Genomic DNA, 18,376 nt, shown 5'->3' with positions numbered 1-18,376 from the left:
CTCCTTATACGATTTAATTTTACTGAAAATTATTTATATTCATTTTAATGAAAAAGTATTTCAATTTAAAGGGGTAGTATAAAAAATATCAAACACCCTCCACGGACATTTTTCTTTGATGGGTGCTTGGCACATTATTAATTAAAGTTTTTATAAGTATCGAAACGGTGATATAATATTGAAAAAACAGGAGGTGTGCCCGTGCGAACCCCTGATGAATCTAAAAGATATACCTACAAAGATTGGTTGGATTGGGAAGGCCGTTGGGAGCTGATTAATGGAAAAGCATACAATATGACCCCTGCTCCATCTTCGGAACATCAATTTATTGTAGGAGAACTATTTCATCATTTAAGGCTTTTCTTCGGAAACAAGGATTGTAATGTGATGGTATCTCCTTTTGATGTATATCTTAGTGAAAATAATGATTTTGAAAACCCGGACCATGTGGTTCAGCCTGACATTTCTGTGATTTGCAATAAAAATCAGATCGTTAAAAAAGGAAGCTATGGTGCACCATCGTTGATTGTAGAAGTCTTATCTCCTTCAACTGCACTGAAAGATTTTAATGAAAAATTTAATATTTATCAGCAATTCGGCGTTAATGAATATTGGATTGTTGATCCAACAAACAAAATCTGCCACGTTCATGGCTTAAAAGAAGGTAATTTCACGCAAAGAGTAACTTATGGCGAACAAGATATGTTACAATCTTTTTTATTCGTGGATTTATTCATTGATTTAAAAACAGTATTTAACATGGACTGATCCAGCTATATTTGCTGGATTTTTATTTTTTTCATTTGAGCCTGCAATAAGAAAAATGAAACGAAAATGATTGAATATTCGTATAAATTTTATATAGATCATTTTATCGGCCCGATTTTTATCCTTCACCAAAGGACAATGTGACCCCGCTTAATAATTCTGATATAAAAGGAGGCCTCTTAATGTGGTTTCTTATCGGTATTCAACTTTTCGTAATATTGCTGTTGTTCTTGCTCGGCTGGGCCATTCGAAAAAATGAAGCCTATTGGCTGATTTCCGGGTTCGCCGCTCGATCTGAAGAAGAACAGCAGCAATTAATTAAAAACGGCTACCCGCAAAAGACCGGGGAATTGTTGATCGCGACCGCTGTCGGCATGATTATTTTGCTGCCTTTGATTTTCACTCCGTTCAAATACGCTATGGAAGTTCAATTTGGCTTTATGCTTGTTTTTTTACTTGGAGGATTCATTTATTTGTCAAAGTATGAAGTCCCGGAAAAACGAAAGCGAAGCTATATTATTGGATCGGTCCTTTTTGTTGTAGTGAACGGTTTTATAAGTGTCATGTTGTTCCTCGGATATCAAGATTATGAATTGATTGCCAAGAAAGACACATTTGAGATTACAGGTATTTATGGAGATGAATGGGAATATGAGGACATTAAGCGGATTGAATTAATGGAAGAAATGCCTGAAGTGACGTGGAAACAGGACGGGTACGGTCTGTCAACGTTGGCAAAAGGCAACTTCACTGTTGAAGGGTACGGCAGTTGTCTTCTGTTTATCCGGAAAGACTCTTCTCCGTACTTGTATATCGAGTTGGAAAACAAAAAAATCTTCATCAATGGCCGCTGTTCGAATGAGGCGCGTGGCTGGTATGAGCAGTTAATCCAAAAAGTAGAGTCAACAAAATAAAATAATGAATATGATCATAATTATCAAAATCCTTATAGCACCTAGCAAATAAAAAGAGCAGCCACCGATTAACATCAAATGTTAAATATTCTGATTTTTTGTTATTATAGAATAAAGGAGGTCCGTCTAATGAATGTATTTGTCCTGTTGTTACTACTTGGAACGGCTCTAATTTTATTCGGATTCATTGTAGATAAACTGTATAAAAATAGTGGCATCGCGACAGATCCAAAAGAAAACGAACGAAGTATCAGTTCCTCAGAACGAATTTATACAGAAACAATGCTACACCAAATGAAAGATCAAAATAATAATCATCCGAATCTGAATTGATACTGAAAAAAGGACCGGGCAAGCCCCCGGTTTTTCTTATCTACTAGATTACAAGCTCATAAATGTGATCGACGGCTAATAAATGAAAATAAAAGCTCATATATCAAAATGAAGGCTCATAAGTGAAAATAAAGGCTCATTTATCGAAATGAAGGCTCATAAATGAAATTAAGGGCTCATATCCTACCCTTGATCATGATTCAGAGCAAGAAACTCCTCAGATTCTATCTAAAAAACAGCTCCTTTACGAGAAAATCTCTATAAAAATATCAATTTAGAATAAAAAACTGTGAAAACACCTCGTTTAAAAACGACAAACACATGACTAATTACTAAGAAGCCGAAAGACCATAGAATAGTTTTATGCACAAAACGCAAAAACGCATTGTTTTCATACCTTTTGAAAAAGCTGTCAGGCACCATAATTGGAAGTGCCTGACAGCTTTCTTCCAGATCTTAAAGTTGCATCCTAAATGATTCGCAATCTTCATTTACGATCTGAACCTTATCTCCTGTCTTTAAACCTGCCGCATTTGCTTCATCCGTGTCGATATGCATATCTAAAGCATACGTATCTTTTACTCTGATTAAGACTTTGTTGAAGACAAGGCTTCTCTCTCCTTCTGTTTTTACACTTACATATTGGCCATTGTTGACTCCGAATTTCTCAGCATCTTCAGGAGTCATGTGAATATGCCTTTCTGCTACAATGACCCCTTCCTCAATTTCCAATTCTCCTTTAGGCCCAACGATTTTGATCCCCGGAGTCCCCAGTATGTTTCCTGAAGAACGCAGCGGGGCTTTTACTCCTAATATATAAGAATCAGTCTTGGAAATTTCTAATTGTGTTAGGTTTCGCAGCGGGCCCAAAATTCTGACATTCGGGAACTCGCCTTTCGTTCCCACTACCTTCACTGTTTCGTTTGCTGCAAACTCGCCGGGCTGCGAAAGGTCTTTCATTTTTGTCAACTCATACCCCTTACCAAATAAAACATCCATGTGCTCTCTTTTTAAATGAATGTGCCGGTTTGATACTCCTACTGGAATCAGCATTAAAAACCCTTCTTTCTTTTATTTTTCCTGTTTATAAGGTTTCCGTTTTCCGATAAAAAAACCCCCTCTAAAAAAATAGGAAGCTTAAGATTTCAAAGCGACAATCTTGAGATGATCCCAAAGAGAGGATATCTGTTTCTATATTTTTAAAAAAATAAGGATGACCAAAAGGGAATTTTCAGTTCCTTTTTAGTCATCCTCTGTGTTTAATTATTTAGCCTAAACTGTAACTAATTTTTTCTCTGGTTTTTGCCAATATTGTTCATTTCCAGGCAAGTCATCAAACCAAGCGGCATCTTTTGGACAATCCAAAACCATAAATTTTCCATATTGATCAGCATCTCTTGACTGATGATATTTAAGATATGCTTTGCCATTTTCGATTGCCAATATTTCAATTTTTCCTGAGGAATGGCTCATAACAAGGCGAACACGTTTCCCTAATCCTGATGTTCTTGCTTTTGCTTGTTCAACTATTTGATATACTTTTTCCAGCGGTAATACAAAATCACTGTTGCCTGCTACCGGTCTATTGACAAAGAAGTAATAAGGTGTTACTCCTGCCCATGAAAGTTTATTTAACAATTCACCTAACACTTCTGGATCATCATTTATTCCTTTTAAGATAGGAGTTTGATTCACAACGATAACTCCGGCATCGTGAAGAGCTTTAAAGGCTTTGCGTGCTTCTTCTGTAATTTCACGCGGATGGTTAACATGGGCCATTACATAAATGCGTTTTTCCGGTGTGGAATATTCACGAAACACATCAAGCAGTTCCTGATCTTCATAGATTCTCATAGGATTAAAAACAGGCAATTTTGAACCGAAACGAATAATTTTAACATGGTCAATAGCCCGCAATCTTTCTACAATCTGTCTAATTTTCTTAGTTGCCAAAATAAGAGAGTCTCCGCCAGTCAACAAAACGTTATTTATTTCAGGTGTTTGTGCAATATATTCTATTCCTGGTGTTACATCTGCCATAGCTTCTTTTACATCACTGCGAAACAAACGCTTTCGGAAGCAAAATCTACAATATGCTCCACAAACCTCTGAAACAACTAGCAATGCAGTCGTTTTATACTTGTGCTGGCACCCCGGCACCACATAGTTGGCTCCCTCATCGGAAGCATCCCAGCTGCCATATTCATTTAATTCTCCTTCATTTGGTATGACCAATTTCCGTATAGGATCGTTCGGATCATCCCAGTTAATCAAATTAAGATAATACTCATTCACTCTAAATACATACTTGTTAGTGATTTCTTTTAATTTTTCTCGTTCTTCTTTAGGAATTTGAGTGATTTTTTCAATATTTGTAATATACTTCGGTTGTGCCATCATACCACTCTCCTTATAAAAAATGCTCTTATAATAAAGTTAACAAAAGTATGGAAGAGATGCAAAAATTATAAACTTTTTAAATTACTCAATTGTATTTTTATACAAAATTATAATTTTGATTTACTAAAATACTAGAGACGGCGGCTGGCTTCACCACCGACACCATAACCCAGTTCAATGTGTGTGACGTAAAAATGCAATTTTGTGGTCTTCAACAGTTCTTCCTTTTCCTCTCTTGCTGCAGATCCAAAAATTTTACATTCAAGTGAACAGACCAGGCAGAAGCGTCCAGATCTCGTTGTTTGTAATGTTGGAGTTCTTACACGACGAACATAAAATGGTCCGTTATCCCTGAATCCTTTTTCTGAACAACCATTGACGCAATAACTTTATCTGTTTCAGAGAAATCTAACCCCATAGTTGCTGCTAACGCCGTACTCATTTTAAAATCGCGTCTTGTAAATCCACGATCTAAAACCGATTCTAAGATTGTTTTTCTTTTCACTTAACTCCTTCCCTTCGCATGACAATGTTTCACTTTGGGATAACAATTTATTGACCTTTTTGTATTCTACAAAAAATAAGTTAACAAAATATTCTTAACTTTAAAAGTGCCTTACGTGAAGCAGGCACTTTTGTTTATATGCTATTTTCTTTTTTATAAACAAATTTCGGGATCATTATGCTAATTTCATAAGTTATACAATCTGGTTCCATACGTCATTGGTAAGATAAAAACATTCGTTCTCTACTTGAGCTCTAATTACTTCTGAGTTTCAAACTCTTATAGTTTAAAAAACTATCCGGATAGATGTCCGAGACCTGGGCCATAGAACTGTTTCAATCCCTTATAGTTAAGATAATAACTGGGTTGAAGTTCAAAGAAGTCTTTATAGTGAACATAGTTTCAATTCCTCATAGTTAAGATATAAACAATTAGGTACGGAATGGATTTATATTTTGCCGCAGAGTTTCAATCCCTCATAGTTAAGATAAAAACGGAATCGCCGCCTGCGCCTATCATTAGTTTCAATTCCTAATAGTTTAGATAAAAACACGCGGACTGCGACGGCCATAATTCACCTCCGCGGGTTTCAATTCCTAATAGTTAAGATAAAAACCCAGTGCAGCATAAACCCGTTCTTCTACAGACCTGGCAGGTTTCAATTCCTAATAGTTAAGATAAAAACCATTACACATAGCGTTAGATGTGCAATTATCGGCTAGTTTCAATTCCTAATCGTTAAGATAAAAACTCCATCTTCGTTCACGATCCCCTAAAGAAATTGAAAGTTTCAATTCCTAATAGTTAAGATAAAAACGAAGGATTATGCGCCTAGATATGATGAAGAACATCAGTTTCAATTCCTAATAGTTAAGATAAAAACGCAAATACAATCATTATTGAACAATATCCATTATTGTTTCAATTCCTAATAGTTAAGATAAAAACAAAATTTCACACCAGAAGGCGCATCTGTATTTATTGGTTTCAATTCCTAATAGTTAAGATAAAAACTTGATTGCCATATAAAATCAAACCTCCTATTTTCCTGTTTCAATTCCTAATAGTTAAGATAAAAACGGAGCGACCCACATGATCCAAAAAATGTACAAAATCCAGTTTCAATTCCTAATAGTTAAGATAAAAACTCCAAAAACGTTGCTATAACAGCATTTTGATAATGATCGGAATCGATATAACTACATTTTATCTCAAACTGCAATTGTTATCAATTTCCTATTTTTCTTTTAATTTCTTTGTTTTTATTACAAATACTCTCAAAATACATTGTCGTCTAACCCCCAGGGTTTATGCGCTATTGGAGGTCGACGACAGATTTTCACCTTTTGTTGAAATGTTGTTTAATAGTCTGTGTTTTTTGTACTGTTTTCTCTATTGTATTCCACTCTTTTAAGCCGAAATCCTAAATCCGTCTATAAATGTACTCCCTTGAATTATCTAGTAATTTTTTTCAAACCCTTATCGCGACCTCAAACCACTTGCAGAGCTTGCAAAATATCCGCTTTCAGGTCATCAATATGCTCGATGCCGACCGAAAAGCGTACAAAATTGGACGGAATCCCAGCAGTCCTCATTTGCTCCTCATTCATCACGCCTTCCCACATCGCAGCTGTATGTACCACTAGTGAATCGACCCCACCCAGGCTGACTGCGTTAAGCGACAGTTTTAATGCGGAAACGAAGCGCTGAGTCTCGGCGTAACCGCCTTTGATTGCAAAAGCGATCATTCCGCCGAAACCTCGCATCTGGCGTTTTGCCAACTCGTGTTGCGGATGGCTAGCAAGACCGGGATAATACACCCGCTCGATTTGCGGCTGCTCCTCCAAAAACTTGGCCAGGGCGAGAGCGTTAGCGTTGATGCGTTCGACCCGAATCGGAAGGGTACGCAAACCACGCAATAGCAACCATGCGTCCATTGGGGAGAGAACCGAGCCGATTGAGATATGCGTGTGCCAAATACGCTCAGCTAACTCCTCACTTGTACAGATTACACCCGCTGTCAAATCATGGTGACCGCCTAAATATTTCGTTGCGCTATGTACGACTACATCGACACCCAAATCATGAGGCCGCTGATTGATTGGCGACGCAAATGTGTTGTCCGCCACAACGAGAATGCCTCTCGGGCGGGCCAATTCCACCACGGCGGCTATATCTGTTATTACCAATGTTGGATTAGCTGGAGACTCTACCATGATTAACTTTGTATTGGGTCGAATAGCTTCAGCAAATGCTGACACGTCGGCTTGCTCGACCAAGGTCACTTCGACGCCAAATCGCGGCAGCATTTCGTCCATGATTTTGGCGGTACTCATATAATGCCGCGTCTGCGCAATCACATGGTCGCCTGCACTAACAAGCGCTAGAATCGTCGTAGCAATCGCTCCCATCCCAGAGCCCGTTACGAGTGCGGTTTCTGTACCTTCAAGCTCAGCCATCACCTTCTTTACCCGTTCATGCACCGGATTGCCGTAACGCGTGTAATACTGAGGATGGCGAGGCGTTCCCGCCATTTCCGCAAATTCGGCAGCATTATCAGCTCGGAAAGTAGCGGAATAATAAATCGCAGGAGCCAGCGTCCGATCGTTTGTCACCCAATCATCAGCGTGTACTACTAAGGTTTCGTTTTGCAGTTCATCGAAATTCAGTTCTTTATGGTTATTACCTTTGTTCAATCCTCTCTCCCCTTTCCTTTCATTCAGTCACTTTAAACATTAATATTTTAAGAAAATTTTTCTTTAAATACAGAATATAATATATATATGTTATATTCTACATTTTTGAAATGAAGAAAAAAATTAATAGAGGTAATGAGAATAAACTAAGATATTTTTTGGGAAATTTTGTCATTTTACACAAAAACAGTTATATTTAAATTTATATAAATAATGTCACAAAATGTTATTTACAACAGAAAAATTATTTAAAATATAAAAAGTGCCTCACATGAAGTAGGCACTTAGATTTCCCCTTTTCTTAAAATATTATTTAATATTCCGTACCTATTGTCCTCTTTCAGTCTAAAATCCATTTCAGAAAAACCCCAATCTTACGTTTAAGACTTGCTCGGAATGTACAAATCAATTTGCAATGAATCCACTTGAGAAATGAGCAATTCTTCATACTTTTTCTTTGCTAAATAATGAACTTCTGTTTGTGCTGCATTCGGATTTTCTTTTTTTTGTCTGTTGAATCATATCGTTCCATACTATTTTTGCCAGTAAGGTCAGCTCCGTATGTTGTTGATACTGGTTCCAAAACTTCTTATCCCCATATTGGTGAATGATTTCTTTAGCCAATTTGTATCGATCATATTTTTGCTTTTGTTTTGATACTTCCTTTCCAATTTCTTTTTCCGCCAATGAATGCCCTTTTTCTTTAGCAAGAAGCGCCATTGAATTTAGTTCGATAAAATGTGTAACAACTGGATTTATTTGCCTAAGGTATTGTTCCTGCCTTTCCCAATTGGCTAGTCTTTCTTTTAATTCTTCTTCTTTATATTTTGATTGATCGATTTCTTTTCCGATCGCTATTTCGATTTGTGACAATGTTTGGTAGAAACGAACATCTGACATCGTAACGGTTTGGCCATTGATCTTCGCAACAGCATCTTCTTTTTCACTTGCATTTTCATTAACTTTTCAACAGTTTGTTTTCCATTTTTTATTCTTAAAAGTGCTTCCCATTCTCCCTCCATTGGCAGCTGTACTTTTCCTTCATATACCCCTTCGCTTTTTTCCTTTAATTTTGTTGTTATTGTTCCATGATCCATATCAACCATTTCAAATGTTGCATGAACAGATAATCCGCTGGCAGCTTTCCCATTTTCTTTTATCTCTACCACAAACGGAGCGGATACGCCCTCTTTATAAAAAGGCTTTGTCTTCACGGAAACATCCCAATCTCCCTTATTACAACCGACAAGGAAAAAAATACAGCCTAAATGGTTGCGGCGATTTTTTTCATCTTATTTCTTCCCTTCTCCCATAAAAAATCATTTCAAATTCAGCAATCGAATATTTTGCAATTTTTCCATTTTCTAAATAAGCGATATGTGTACAAAGCTGCTTGACCTCATCTAAATGATGGGACGACAGCAAAATCGTTTTATCGCGCAATGAACGCAAAATGGAAAGAATATCAGCTCTCCCCATCGGGTCAAGCCCGCTTGTCGGTTCATCCAATATTAAAATCTCTGCATCGTAATAAAGCATGATTCCTAATCCGAGCCGCTGCAGCATCCCTTTCGAGTATTGCTTGCTTTTTACATTTCGCGCATCCCATAAATGAACTGATTTTAATATTTCTTCTATTCTTTTCTCATCTATCTTGGAAATATTTAATGACGCAAAAAAGCGTAAATTTTCTTCCCAAGTCAAATGAGGGTAAAGTTGAAATTTTTCCGGCAAATATGCTACATGTTTTTTCCATTCATTTCGTTTATGGTCAATTCCATTGATGAAAATTTTCCCGTTCGTAATAGGCAGAAGATTTAATAAACTATGAATAAAGGTCGATTTCCCGGCGCCATTTCTTCCTATGAGCGCACATTTTTCCTCTTTAGCAATCCCAATACTCACATCATCGAGCACTTTTCTTTTTTAATATGCCGTTGTTAAATTGGCTACTTCTATCATCCTTGTTCCCCCTTCCGATAAAACCAAATTGATGCCAAAAATATGAAAATTACCCAAACAACGAGATTTATAGATAATAAAACACTAGGAGGAAACGAGAAAAATTTCGCCATTGTCCTTGACAAGTAGTCCAGTGAAAATGTTCCGATCGATGTTTCCAAATAAAAACGTAATGTATGAAGCGGATGGAGAAAATAAAATAGAGAAAATAGTTTCACATTTTCATAGGTGATTTTAGGAAGATCCAATCATTTGTTGTAATGACAGTCCGGCTTGCTCAATGATTGGATGACGATCGACCGCCATCACTTCTTCTTCCTGTAAGAGCTCATTGATTTTTTCATACACTCGAATGCTTGGTGAATTGAAAAACAAATAAGCTAATTCATTTTGCTCTACGATTTTGTGGAGAGAAGATTTGTATTCAAGAGGAGACTCTCCTTTTCCATCCTGATTGAGATCAAGAATTCGAGCTTGTTCTCCCCAATGATTTCCTACACCATGAAAACTCCATTTATTGTTGTCCTCTCCACCAATACGCAATACAGCAGAAATATTTTTCAAAAATCGATTATTCGTAAATATTTGATTTTGTGAGCTTGCCCAAAATTCCAATCCAATTTGGTTTTGCAAAAACATATTTCCTTTTAGAAAATTATTGGTTGATTGGTCAATATACACGCCCCGCTGGTTTTGATAGAATTCATTGTTAACCATTTCATTATCATTCGCCATTTGCAGTAAAACCCCTAATGAACGCATCCCTTGGTTAAATAAAAACTTATTATTTTTTAAAATAATCCGGTTGGAGTTCATGATTGCCGCTCCACCCGTGTTAAAAATAAACTCATTTTCATAAAATTCATTGTCATCCGAATACAGGCAGTTTTTAACGCTTGAATAATCGCACCTCTCTCTTCATCCATAAGCGGATTCGACTTAATTACTCCTGACATTACTGCAGAAGTCGGCGCTTTTAAAAATTCTTCAATCGGTTTTCCATGTTTTCCTTCTACTTCTTTATAAGCGTTAGATAAATCCGGTCCCGTCGTTCCACCTTGCAAACTTAGTTTCGAGACAGAATGGCATGATAGACAACCTTTTTGTTTGAGAATTTTCCCCTCCTCAGAACTTGTGCTGGCGCTAACAGTTTCTTTAGACGCAGTAATTGCATTAGTAGCAGTTTCTTTTTGAACTGCAGTTGTTTCTTGTTTCGCATTGGCTGGCTCACTTTTATCAGTAAATTGGAAATATGAAAATCCCCCCGCCAAACCGATCAATGCACTAATAATAAAAATAATGATTGGCTGTTTCATCGACACCCCCCTTTCTGTTTGAAAATTCATTATCATTATATAAATCGGGACAAAACGCCAACTGTACAAAACATCACAATTCAGAATAATTTCATGAACGATATTTGAACGCTTTTTGAAAAAATTAAGTCATAAATATCGTGTAAATTCCCTTTGATGCAAATCCGGAAGAATAGGCCGGCAAGAGAAAGCGAGTAGTTTTTTGATCAAAAAATATAAGGCCAGTACCTCATCACTTTATGTGATGAAGACTGACCCTTAAATACTATGAGTGATATTTTTTGATTGAGGAGTTAGAAATCCTTGTTGTAGAGTAGAAAACAGGTATTAGATATTGCCTTTTTGTTCTCGGGTTTCAACTTTCTTGGTCTTCAGATTGAAAAGTTTTGGTTTCTGATATTTCTGGTTCTTGCTTATACTTTTTCACCCAACCGCGAAGAGTATTTTCGTAAATTTTGAGCTCACGAGCCACTTGTGCAACGGATTTCGCTTCCTCCAAAATATAACGAACTGTTTGACGCTTAAAGTCTTCCTCGTACCGCCTTTGTTTTTTTGTCATGAACATATCATTTTTCAATCTATTATTACTATAATAATCTGTGTCTACTTTTTAGTCTAACACCAATGCGACTCTTCAAAAGGTTTCAATTCCTCATAGTTAAGATAAAAACACTACAAAGGTTGAAACTCTCCGTGAGTTTAAGCTGTTTCAATTCCTCATAGTTAAGATAAAAACTTTCTGAGGAAATGGGCTTCATCAACGATTAGTGCGGTTTCAATTCCTCATAGTTAAGATAAAAACGGGGTATCGTGATGAGAAGTCACAAAGGGCTTTTTAGTTTCAATTCCTCATAGTTAAGATAAAAACGCTTTTTAGCGACACCAAACAAAACTAGAAGAAGTTGTTTCAATTCCTCATAGTTAAGATAAAAACCGGAAGATGTTTTGAGCATGTTTGATACTATCGACTGTTTCAATTCCTCATAGTTAAGATAAAAACTTCTAATGCTAATTTAAAGCCTTTGTATTCATTGAAGTTTCAATTCCTCATAGTTAAGATAAAAACAATAGCGAAAATTGCTCACTTTTATAGCAAAGTATACGTTTCAATTCCTCATAGTTAAGATAAAAACTGGATGGATTAATTCCATAAACTAAAATCAAACAAGTTTCAATTCCTCATAGTTAAGATAAAAACCCCCTCCTTACTGAAATAAGTATCTGTATTCTTTTTTTCGTTTCAATTCCTCATAGTTAAGATAAAAACACAGATGATATTTTAAACTTATTTGACACTATCGACTGTTTCAATTCCTCATAGTTAAGATAAAAACACAGATGATATTTTAAACTTATTTGACACTATCGACTGTTTCAATTCCTCATAGTTAAGATAAAAACAGACAACCGAATTGAAAGAGGACGAATTATCAGCGCGTTTCAATTCCTCATAGTTAAGATAAAAACTGGAATCTACAATGCCTTGAAAGAGCACAATGGAAAGGGTTTCAATTCCTCATAGTTAAGATAAAAACCGTACAATTCATAGACAAAGAAGAATATGAAAGATGGTAGTTTCAATTCCTCATAGTTAAGATAAAAACGATTTGCCGATGATTGAGGGCGGAGATTACAGTATTGGTTTCAATTCCTCATAGTTAAGATAAAAACTCAAAACCTTTTACAAGGCGATCACGTGCAGCAGTGTCGTTTCAATTCCTCATAGTTAAGATAAAAACGTTAAGTTAGTGCAACCGATCTTGTTGCATGGTCTGTTTCAATTCCTCATAGTTAAGATAAAAACGCGCTTTGATTTCAATTGAGATATTCATAGATTTTGTTTCAATTCCTCATAGTTAAGATAAAAACAGGATTGGCAGTCAATACGGACATGTTGGGCTGCAATGTTTCAATTCCTCATAGTTAAGATAAAAACTCCGTTACATCCCCTGCTGCAGTAGTAACAGCACTCGGTTTCAATTCCTCATAGTTAAGATAAAAACTTCAATTAACAGACTAATCCAAAGCGAAGGGGAATGAGGTTTCAATTCCTCATAGTTAAGATAAAAACAATTTCCCCAATCTCGCGCTCTTTATCTTCAAAACGGTTTCAATTCCTCATAGTTAAGATAAAAACCGGAACTTCACTTGAAAAATTCCAGCTTTTAGTTCTTGTTTCAATTCCTCATAGTTAAGATAAAAACTCACACAATATAATCATGAAACAGGTCACACAAACATAGGTTTCAATTCCTCATAGTTAAGATAAAAACAGATACGAGGACGCGTTATCCAATCCGCCTTGGGAGTTTCAATTCCTCATAGTTAAGATAAAAACTCGAATTGAATCAAGGCGCGCGCTTAATATTTACGAGTTTCAATTCCTCATAGTTAAGATAAAAACCATTTTCACCAAAAAGCCCGCGCATTTTGTTTTCCAGTTTCAATTCCTCATAGTTAAGATAAAAACAGATATCTTAGTTGGTGAGGTTTTGACAAATCGGAGTTGTTTCAATTCCTCATAGTTAAGATAAAAACCTAACGGAGGTACGTTCCTCCAACCGTGTACGGTGTTTCAATTCCTCATAGTTAAGATAAAAACAACCTTGAGGCTGATACTCAAGATGTATTTATCGGGTTTCAATTCCTCATAGTTAAGATAAAAACACGGTTGAGGAAGCACTCGAAGTGATCGGCTTTGACGTTTCAATTCCTCATAGTTAAGATAAAAACCCATATGTCTATCGCGCGTAGTGAATACAAAAAATTATGTTTCAATTCCTCATAGTTAAGATAAAAACCCGAAAAATCGTTATGTAGGTTTTGAAGTATTTGAAGGTTTCAATTCCTCATAGTTAAGATAAAAACGGATTTTCAGACAATGAAGAAGAAGCAATGCTTTAGTTTCAATTCCTCATAGTTAAGATAAAAACAAGTAACATTTTTATGTTACATCATAGCAGGGAATGTTTCAATTCCTCATAGTTAAGATAAAAACAATTAGGGCTATTAAAACGGGAGGTGCTATAATGAGTTTCAATTCCTCATAGTTAAGATAAAAACTATATAAATATAAATAGCTATATAGTTATAATAGAGTTTCAATTCCTCATAGTTAAGATAAAAACACTGGGATGAAAACATGCTTATGCGTTGGAATCGTCGTTTCAATTCCTCATAGTTAAGATAAAAACTTTACATATGATTTTGTTCCTTCTTTCATCAGTAGTGAGTTTCAATTCCTCATAGTTAAGATAAAAACACGCCGCGGCTTTTATACCTTCCCATATAGAGGCAAGTTTCAATTCCTCATAGTTAAGATAAAAACGCAAGCAGCGGCGACGACGCGGGATATATCGACAATAGTTTCAATTCCTCATAGTTAAGATAAAAACTGTTTTCCCAAAAATCCCGCTCTAACTCTATTAAATTCTGTTTCAATTCCTCATAGTTAAGATAAAAACAATAATTTGGAGGAGCGAGTAAACAAATTGGAGGCGGTTTCAATTCCTCATAGTTAAGATAAAAACGTTGCCGTTTTTATTTATTATCCATCCTTCATTGAGGTTTCAATTCCTCATAGTTAAGATAAAAACCTAATGGCTACACTGATAAACATATCAAAGAGCAATGTTTCAATTCCTCATAGTTAAGATAAAAACAGAAAGGAAGCTTGTCGTAATCAATTCCCCATTCACTGTTTCAATTCCTCATAGTTAAGATAAAAACGGTTACAGCATAACAGAAAGCAAAGAAACATAATTGTTTCAATTCCTCATAGTTAAGATAAAAACTCCTTTATTAAGTTTTCAATATTTACCTACTTATATTTGTTTCAATTCCTCATAGTTAAGATAAAAACAAGAACACAAACTCGGTAAATTTGGTTCATCAACTGGTTTCAATTCCTCATAGTTAAGATAAAAACAACGATTCCATTGCTGACTATTCGGACGAAGATATGTTTCAATTCCTCATAGTTAAGATAAAAACATTAAGAAAACTCAATACCGCCCAAGCACATATCACGGTTTCAATTCCTCATAGTTAAGATAAAAACTGAAAAAAGCCGTTTGTGCTCAAATTGAGTATTTAGCGTTTCAATTCCTCATAGTTAAGATAAAAACTGGTATGTCAACACTAAACTAGACAATTTTTTTAAGGTGTTCCTTTTTGTATTCAATAGGGCTTAAATACCCGAGTGTTCCGTGAATTCTTATATGATTAAACCAATGTACATAATCATCTAATTCCAATTTTAATTGCTCTAAACTTTCAAAATATTTACCTTTTACAAATTCTGTCTTGATAATTTTAAATGTGGCTTCGGCTACTGCGTTATCATATGGGCAACCTTTCATGCTTAACGACCGTTTAATCTCGAATGTTTCTAAAGCTTCATCGATTGTCTTGTTTTTAAACTCGTTTCCTCGGTCTGTGTGAAATAGTTGAATTTGTCTTAAATCAGCTTTAATCGTTGATAAGGCTTGGTAGACTAGTCCAGCATCTTTATTAGGACCGGCACTATGTCCAACAATTTCTCTATTGTAAAGATCAACAAATAGACATATGTAATGCCAATTTTTTTGGACCCTTACGTATGTTAAATCACTGACTACAACCGTTAATTCCTTTTGTTGATCAAATTCCCTATTCAACACATTTTCAACTTTAGATTCATTACATTTATCCACATGTGGCTTAAACTGGGCAACTGTATATTTTGATACTAGCCCATTTTCTTTCATGATTCGGCCAATACGTCTTCTGGATGCAATTTTACCGAGTTTTTTCAACTCATGTTTTATCTTACGAGTGCCATAGTTCTGGCGGCTTTTATGAAAAATATCGATTATGGTAACAGTAAGTTCATCATCTGATTTAGATTGCTCTTTTGCTTCATAATAATAGGTACTTCTTGGGAGTTGTAGGACGTCGCACATTGCTGATATCGAGTATTTGTGACGATTATTTTTAATCACATTTACTTTCGTCCTAGTATCAGCGCAGCTTGCTTTAAAATATCATTCTCCATCAGTAAACGCTGATTTTCTTTACGAAGCTTGATCAGTTCTTCTTTTTCAGGTGTTCGGTTGTCCTTCTCTTTAAATGAACCAGATGTTTGGCTCTGTTTCACCCATTTGTCTAATGCCGAAGGCGTTAAATTGTATTCACTTATAATGTCTTTTCTAGGCTTACCACTTTCATATAGTTTGACCATTTGAGCTTTAAATTCGGGAGTAAATGTTCTTCTAGCTCTCGTCATATCGGCGTACCTCCATTAACTGAATGAGATGAAGTAGACTTCCAAATTTAGAGGGTAAACACCGCAACTTGACAAGGAGCCTCTACGGGCATGCTTTCCCAGCCAGGAAACCAGATGATGAAAACATCTGGCTTGCCAAACAGGCTAGCATACCCGCCTCTCCTAGTAAAGTTGCTGGTATGGGATCTCTTATGCTTGATTAGCAGTATACCCAGATTGGATGGTTAGTCTACCTGACCTTAATTTTTTTGTCCAGTTAAGTGTAGCCGATTCAAACACTCAGGAGCAGGTGGATCAAATCTTTAGTCAATGGTTTCAATTCCTCATAGTTAAGATAAAAACCTTCCATGCCGAGAGCTTCTAATGTGTTCCGTAAGTGTTTCAATTCCTCATAGTTAAGATAAAAACGAAGAAAGGTCGTTCTGTACGGAAGGCATTATATGTTGGTTTCAATTCCTCATAGTTAAGATAAAAACTTCGAATCCTGCAGGGTGAGCCAAAGCCGACAGCTGCAGTTTCAATTCCTCATAGTTAAGATAAAAACATGCTGGATATACACCATTTTGAACTTCTTGCTGAGTTTCAATTCCTCATAGTTAAGATAAAAACAAAATCCCTAAAACGGACATTAGGGTATTTTCAATAGTTTCAATTCCTCATAGTTAAGATAAAAACATTGCCGAAGATCAAAACGCTGAAATCGACAAACAAGGTTTCAATTCCTCATAGTTAAGATAAAAACGCTCCTCGTATGGCTCTAATATCTCGAAAAAATTTGGTTTCAATTCCTCATAGTTAAGATAAAAACAAAAGCCCGGGGGGATCAGGATCACGTTAGAATCCGGTTTCAATTCCTCATAGTTAAGATAAAAACCACAAGAAATTTGGGATGCAGCGTGGGAGATATTCGACTGTTTCAATTCCTCATAGTTAAGATAAAAACCCCAAAAAATGCTGCTATAACAGCATTTTGATAATAATCCAAATCGATTTGACTTCATTTTAACTTAAAACGGAATTGTTATCAATTCCCTATTTTTATTGTATTTTCTTTGTTTTTTTCGTGAATACCTCAAAAATAAATTTGTCGTCGATCTCCCGGTATTAGTGCAATATTGGGGGTCGACGACAAGGAAGGAGACTATTCAACGATTTCAAACATTCCGAATCCTTGTGAGTTTTTCGCTCCGATGCCAACCTCATACATAAATTTTAGATAAGACAATGGAGCTTGAATTTCGAAAGTTCCATTCCACGCATTGATTCGGAAATCTTTAAACGTTGAAACAACCTTATCTTTTTGAGTTACTTTTTTCGGTTTAATGGTTATCCTTTCCGTTGGCTGCTCTTGAAAATAGGCTTGAAATTTATTACAAAAATTTTTCTCTACCATATCAGAAAAAACAGGATCAAACGGTGAGAAAAAATGGGTTCGCTTTTCGCCGTATCGGTTTTCATAAGTGCTGTAGACTGTAAGCGGCGAGAGCATCCTAATTTGATAAGAACATTTTTCAGCGATCTCTAATGACTTGACAAAAGTCTCCTCTATATGAATCGGCTGTCCGTTTATCATAATTTGTTCTTTCAATAAGTAGTTTCGCGCTAAATCAACAATAAGCGAATCTAACATAGAAGACACATACCATGTTACTTGATCAAAAAACTCGATTTTTTTCTCTTGACGATGAATGCGGTATGTTCCATACAATCGGCTAAATGTAAACATCTTAAACCGCCGCTTTTCTTTCGCATATCCAACGTTATGTAAAAAATGCGCCAGCTCAAAATCTTGAATTGAGCGGTATAAAAATCCTTGTAACACCTCCCTCTATATACTTTAATTTTCTCCCGAATACTCCCGTTTTCTCTAAATTTCATTAACACCTAATAGTTGATCCACCGAAAATCATGGTGATAAATTGAATTTCTTTAAATTCCTTACAGATGGGGGGCCATCCTATCAACCAAACTGGTATTGTTTGGTAATAACAGTTATGACCGTGCGCAAAATCTCCACTCATCTCACGGTCGCTAACCCTCCCATGTATCACCGGATTGGGATCCATACATTCCTTCGTCCTGCGTATCCATGAGGTGGAGGTCGGATAAGCTCCTCGGCTGGGTCATAAGCCCGTATGGTAAAAATAAACTCCGACTCGGCACTATTGGTGTTTGTCTTTAGAAATACTTGAAGTATTCTATCGTAATTTAGTTAA

Annotated in this window: 14 protein-coding genes, 1 pseudogene and 3 CRISPR repeat arrays; of the genes and pseudogenes, 3 read left to right on the top strand and 12 right to left on the bottom strand. The window is 36.0% G+C overall.

Going from position 1 to position 18,376, the window contains the following annotated elements:
• Positions 1 to 201: 201 nt before the first annotated feature.
• The 3 genes from C0966_RS16945 to C0966_RS16935 all read left to right on the top strand — a co-directional run bounded on the left by C0966_RS16945 (position 202) and on the right by C0966_RS16935 (position 2,015).
• Complete coding sequence (locus tag C0966_RS16945; protein ID WP_425535954.1) at positions 202 to 768, top strand: Uma2 family endonuclease; 567 nt, start codon at positions 202 to 204, stop codon at positions 766 to 768.
• 182 nt (positions 769 to 950) lie between these two features.
• Positions 951 to 1,682, top strand: a complete 732-nt coding sequence (locus tag C0966_RS16940; protein WP_274856823.1) for a DUF3784 domain-containing protein — start codon at positions 951 to 953, stop codon at positions 1,680 to 1,682.
• A 129-nt stretch (positions 1,683 to 1,811) separates the two neighbouring features.
• Positions 1,812 to 2,015 (top strand): hypothetical protein, encoded by a 204-nt coding sequence (locus C0966_RS16935; RefSeq protein WP_274856822.1) that lies wholly within the window; start codon positions 1,812 to 1,814, stop codon positions 2,013 to 2,015.
• Positions 2,016 to 2,471: 456 nt separating this feature from the next.
• Here C0966_RS16935 and pduL read toward each other — a convergent pair whose 3' ends face one another.
• The 12 genes and pseudogenes from pduL to cas6 all read right to left on the bottom strand — a co-directional run bounded on the left by pduL (position 2,472) and on the right by cas6 (position 17,982).
• On the bottom strand, positions 2,472 to 3,068 hold the full coding sequence (gene pduL, locus C0966_RS16930; protein WP_274856821.1) for a phosphate propanoyltransferase: 597 nt from the start codon (positions 3,066 to 3,068) through the stop codon (positions 2,472 to 2,474).
• A 219-nt stretch (positions 3,069 to 3,287) separates the two neighbouring features.
• Positions 3,288 to 4,412 carry a KamA family radical SAM protein gene (locus C0966_RS16925; protein WP_274856820.1) on the bottom strand — a complete coding sequence of 375 codons (1,125 nt, stop codon included), beginning with the start codon at positions 4,410 to 4,412 and terminating at the stop codon, positions 3,288 to 3,290.
• Between the two features lie 376 nt (positions 4,413 to 4,788).
• A pseudogene (locus tag C0966_RS16920) lies at positions 4,789 to 4,920 on the bottom strand (hydrogenase small subunit); the annotation flags it as partial.
• Between the two features lie 332 nt (positions 4,921 to 5,252).
• Positions 5,253 to 6,068: direct repeats of the CRISPR family, unit length 30 nt; unit sequence GTTTCAATTCCTAATAGTTAAGATAAAAAC.
• Positions 6,069 to 6,410: 342 nt separating this feature from the next.
• Positions 6,411 to 7,616 (bottom strand): trans-sulfuration enzyme family protein, encoded by a 1,206-nt coding sequence (locus C0966_RS16915; RefSeq protein WP_274856819.1) that lies wholly within the window; start codon positions 7,614 to 7,616, stop codon positions 6,411 to 6,413.
• 444 nt (positions 7,617 to 8,060) lie between these two features.
• Positions 8,061 to 8,516 carry a hypothetical protein gene (locus tag C0966_RS16910; RefSeq protein WP_274856818.1) on the bottom strand — a complete coding sequence of 152 codons (456 nt, stop codon included), beginning with the start codon at positions 8,514 to 8,516 and terminating at the stop codon, positions 8,061 to 8,063.
• A complete protein-coding gene (locus C0966_RS16905) occupies positions 8,471 to 8,875 on the bottom strand; it encodes a FixH family protein (RefSeq protein WP_425535962.1) in 405 nt (134 codons plus the stop codon). The genes C0966_RS16910 and C0966_RS16905 overlap by 46 nt, the downstream gene beginning before the upstream one ends.
• 28 nt (positions 8,876 to 8,903) lie before the next feature.
• Positions 8,904 to 9,521 (bottom strand): ABC transporter ATP-binding protein, encoded by a 618-nt coding sequence (locus tag C0966_RS16900; RefSeq protein WP_274856816.1) that lies wholly within the window; start codon positions 9,519 to 9,521, stop codon positions 8,904 to 8,906.
• Positions 9,522 to 9,812: 291 nt separating this feature from the next.
• Positions 9,813 to 10,421 (bottom strand): right-handed parallel beta-helix repeat-containing protein, encoded by a 609-nt coding sequence (locus C0966_RS16895; RefSeq protein ID WP_274856863.1) that lies wholly within the window; start codon positions 10,419 to 10,421, stop codon positions 9,813 to 9,815.
• On the bottom strand, positions 10,391 to 10,894 hold the full coding sequence (locus C0966_RS16890) for a cytochrome C (RefSeq protein ID WP_274856815.1): 504 nt from the start codon (positions 10,892 to 10,894) through the stop codon (positions 10,391 to 10,393). Before C0966_RS16890 ends, C0966_RS16895 begins: the two co-directional genes overlap by 31 nt.
• A gap of 355 nt (positions 10,895 to 11,249) precedes the next feature.
• Positions 11,250 to 11,453: a transposase gene (locus C0966_RS16885; RefSeq protein ID WP_274856814.1), complete on the bottom strand. Its 204-nt coding sequence runs from the start codon at positions 11,451 to 11,453 to the stop codon at positions 11,250 to 11,252.
• A gap of 82 nt (positions 11,454 to 11,535) precedes the next feature.
• Positions 11,536 to 15,021: direct repeats of the CRISPR family, unit length 30 nt; unit sequence GTTTCAATTCCTCATAGTTAAGATAAAAAC.
• An 18-nt stretch (positions 15,022 to 15,039) separates the two neighbouring features.
• Positions 15,040 to 16,160 (bottom strand): IS3 family transposase gene (locus C0966_RS16880; RefSeq protein WP_274853335.1). Its coding sequence is split into 2 segments (ribosomal slippage): positions 15,040 to 15,914 and positions 15,914 to 16,160, totalling 1,122 coding nucleotides; the frame shifts between segments, so codons are not numbered across the junction.
• A gap of 312 nt (positions 16,161 to 16,472) precedes the next feature.
• Positions 16,473 to 17,103: a CRISPR direct-repeat array (repeat unit 30 nt; unit sequence GTTTCAATTCCTCATAGTTAAGATAAAAAC).
• 198 nt (positions 17,104 to 17,301) lie between these two features.
• On the bottom strand, positions 17,302 to 17,982 hold the full coding sequence (cas6, locus tag C0966_RS16875) for a CRISPR-associated endoribonuclease Cas6 (RefSeq protein ID WP_274856813.1): 681 nt from the start codon (positions 17,980 to 17,982) through the stop codon (positions 17,302 to 17,304).
• Positions 17,983 to 18,376 lie beyond the last annotated feature (394 nt).

It is taken from the genome of Bacillus methanolicus (genome assembly GCF_028888695.1).
GTDB classification, from domain to species: Bacteria; Bacillota; Bacilli; order Bacillales; family Cytobacillaceae; genus Bacillus_Z; species Bacillus_Z methanolicus_B.
The sequence above is the reverse complement of the archived record's forward strand: the minus strand, read 5'-3'. Positions and strand labels throughout refer to the sequence as shown.

What these genes read in the sequence shown, in the direction of transcription:
- C0966_RS16940 (WP_274856823.1), top strand. Translation starts at nt 951, where the DNA reads ATGTGGTTTCTTATCGGTATTCAACTTTTCGTAATATTGCTGTTGTTC.
- C0966_RS16935 (WP_274856822.1), top strand. Translation starts at nt 1,812, where the DNA reads ATGAATGTATTTGTCCTGTTGTTACTACTTGGAACGGCTCTAATTTTA.
- pduL (WP_274856821.1), bottom strand. Translation starts at nt 3,068, where the DNA reads ATGCTGATTCCAGTAGGAGTATCAAACCGGCACATTCATTTAAAAAGA.
- C0966_RS16925 (WP_274856820.1), bottom strand. Translation starts at nt 4,412, where the DNA reads ATGGCACAACCGAAGTATATTACAAATATTGAAAAAATCACTCAAATT.
- C0966_RS16910 (WP_274856818.1), bottom strand. Translation starts at nt 8,516, where the DNA reads ATGTCAGATGTTCGTTTCTACCAAACATTGTCACAAATCGAAATAGCG.
- C0966_RS16890 (WP_274856815.1), bottom strand. Translation starts at nt 10,894, where the DNA reads ATGAAACAGCCAATCATTATTTTTATTATTAGTGCATTGATCGGTTTG.
- C0966_RS16885 (WP_274856814.1), bottom strand. Translation starts at nt 11,453, where the DNA reads ATGACAAAAAAACAAAGGCGGTACGAGGAAGACTTTAAGCGTCAAACA.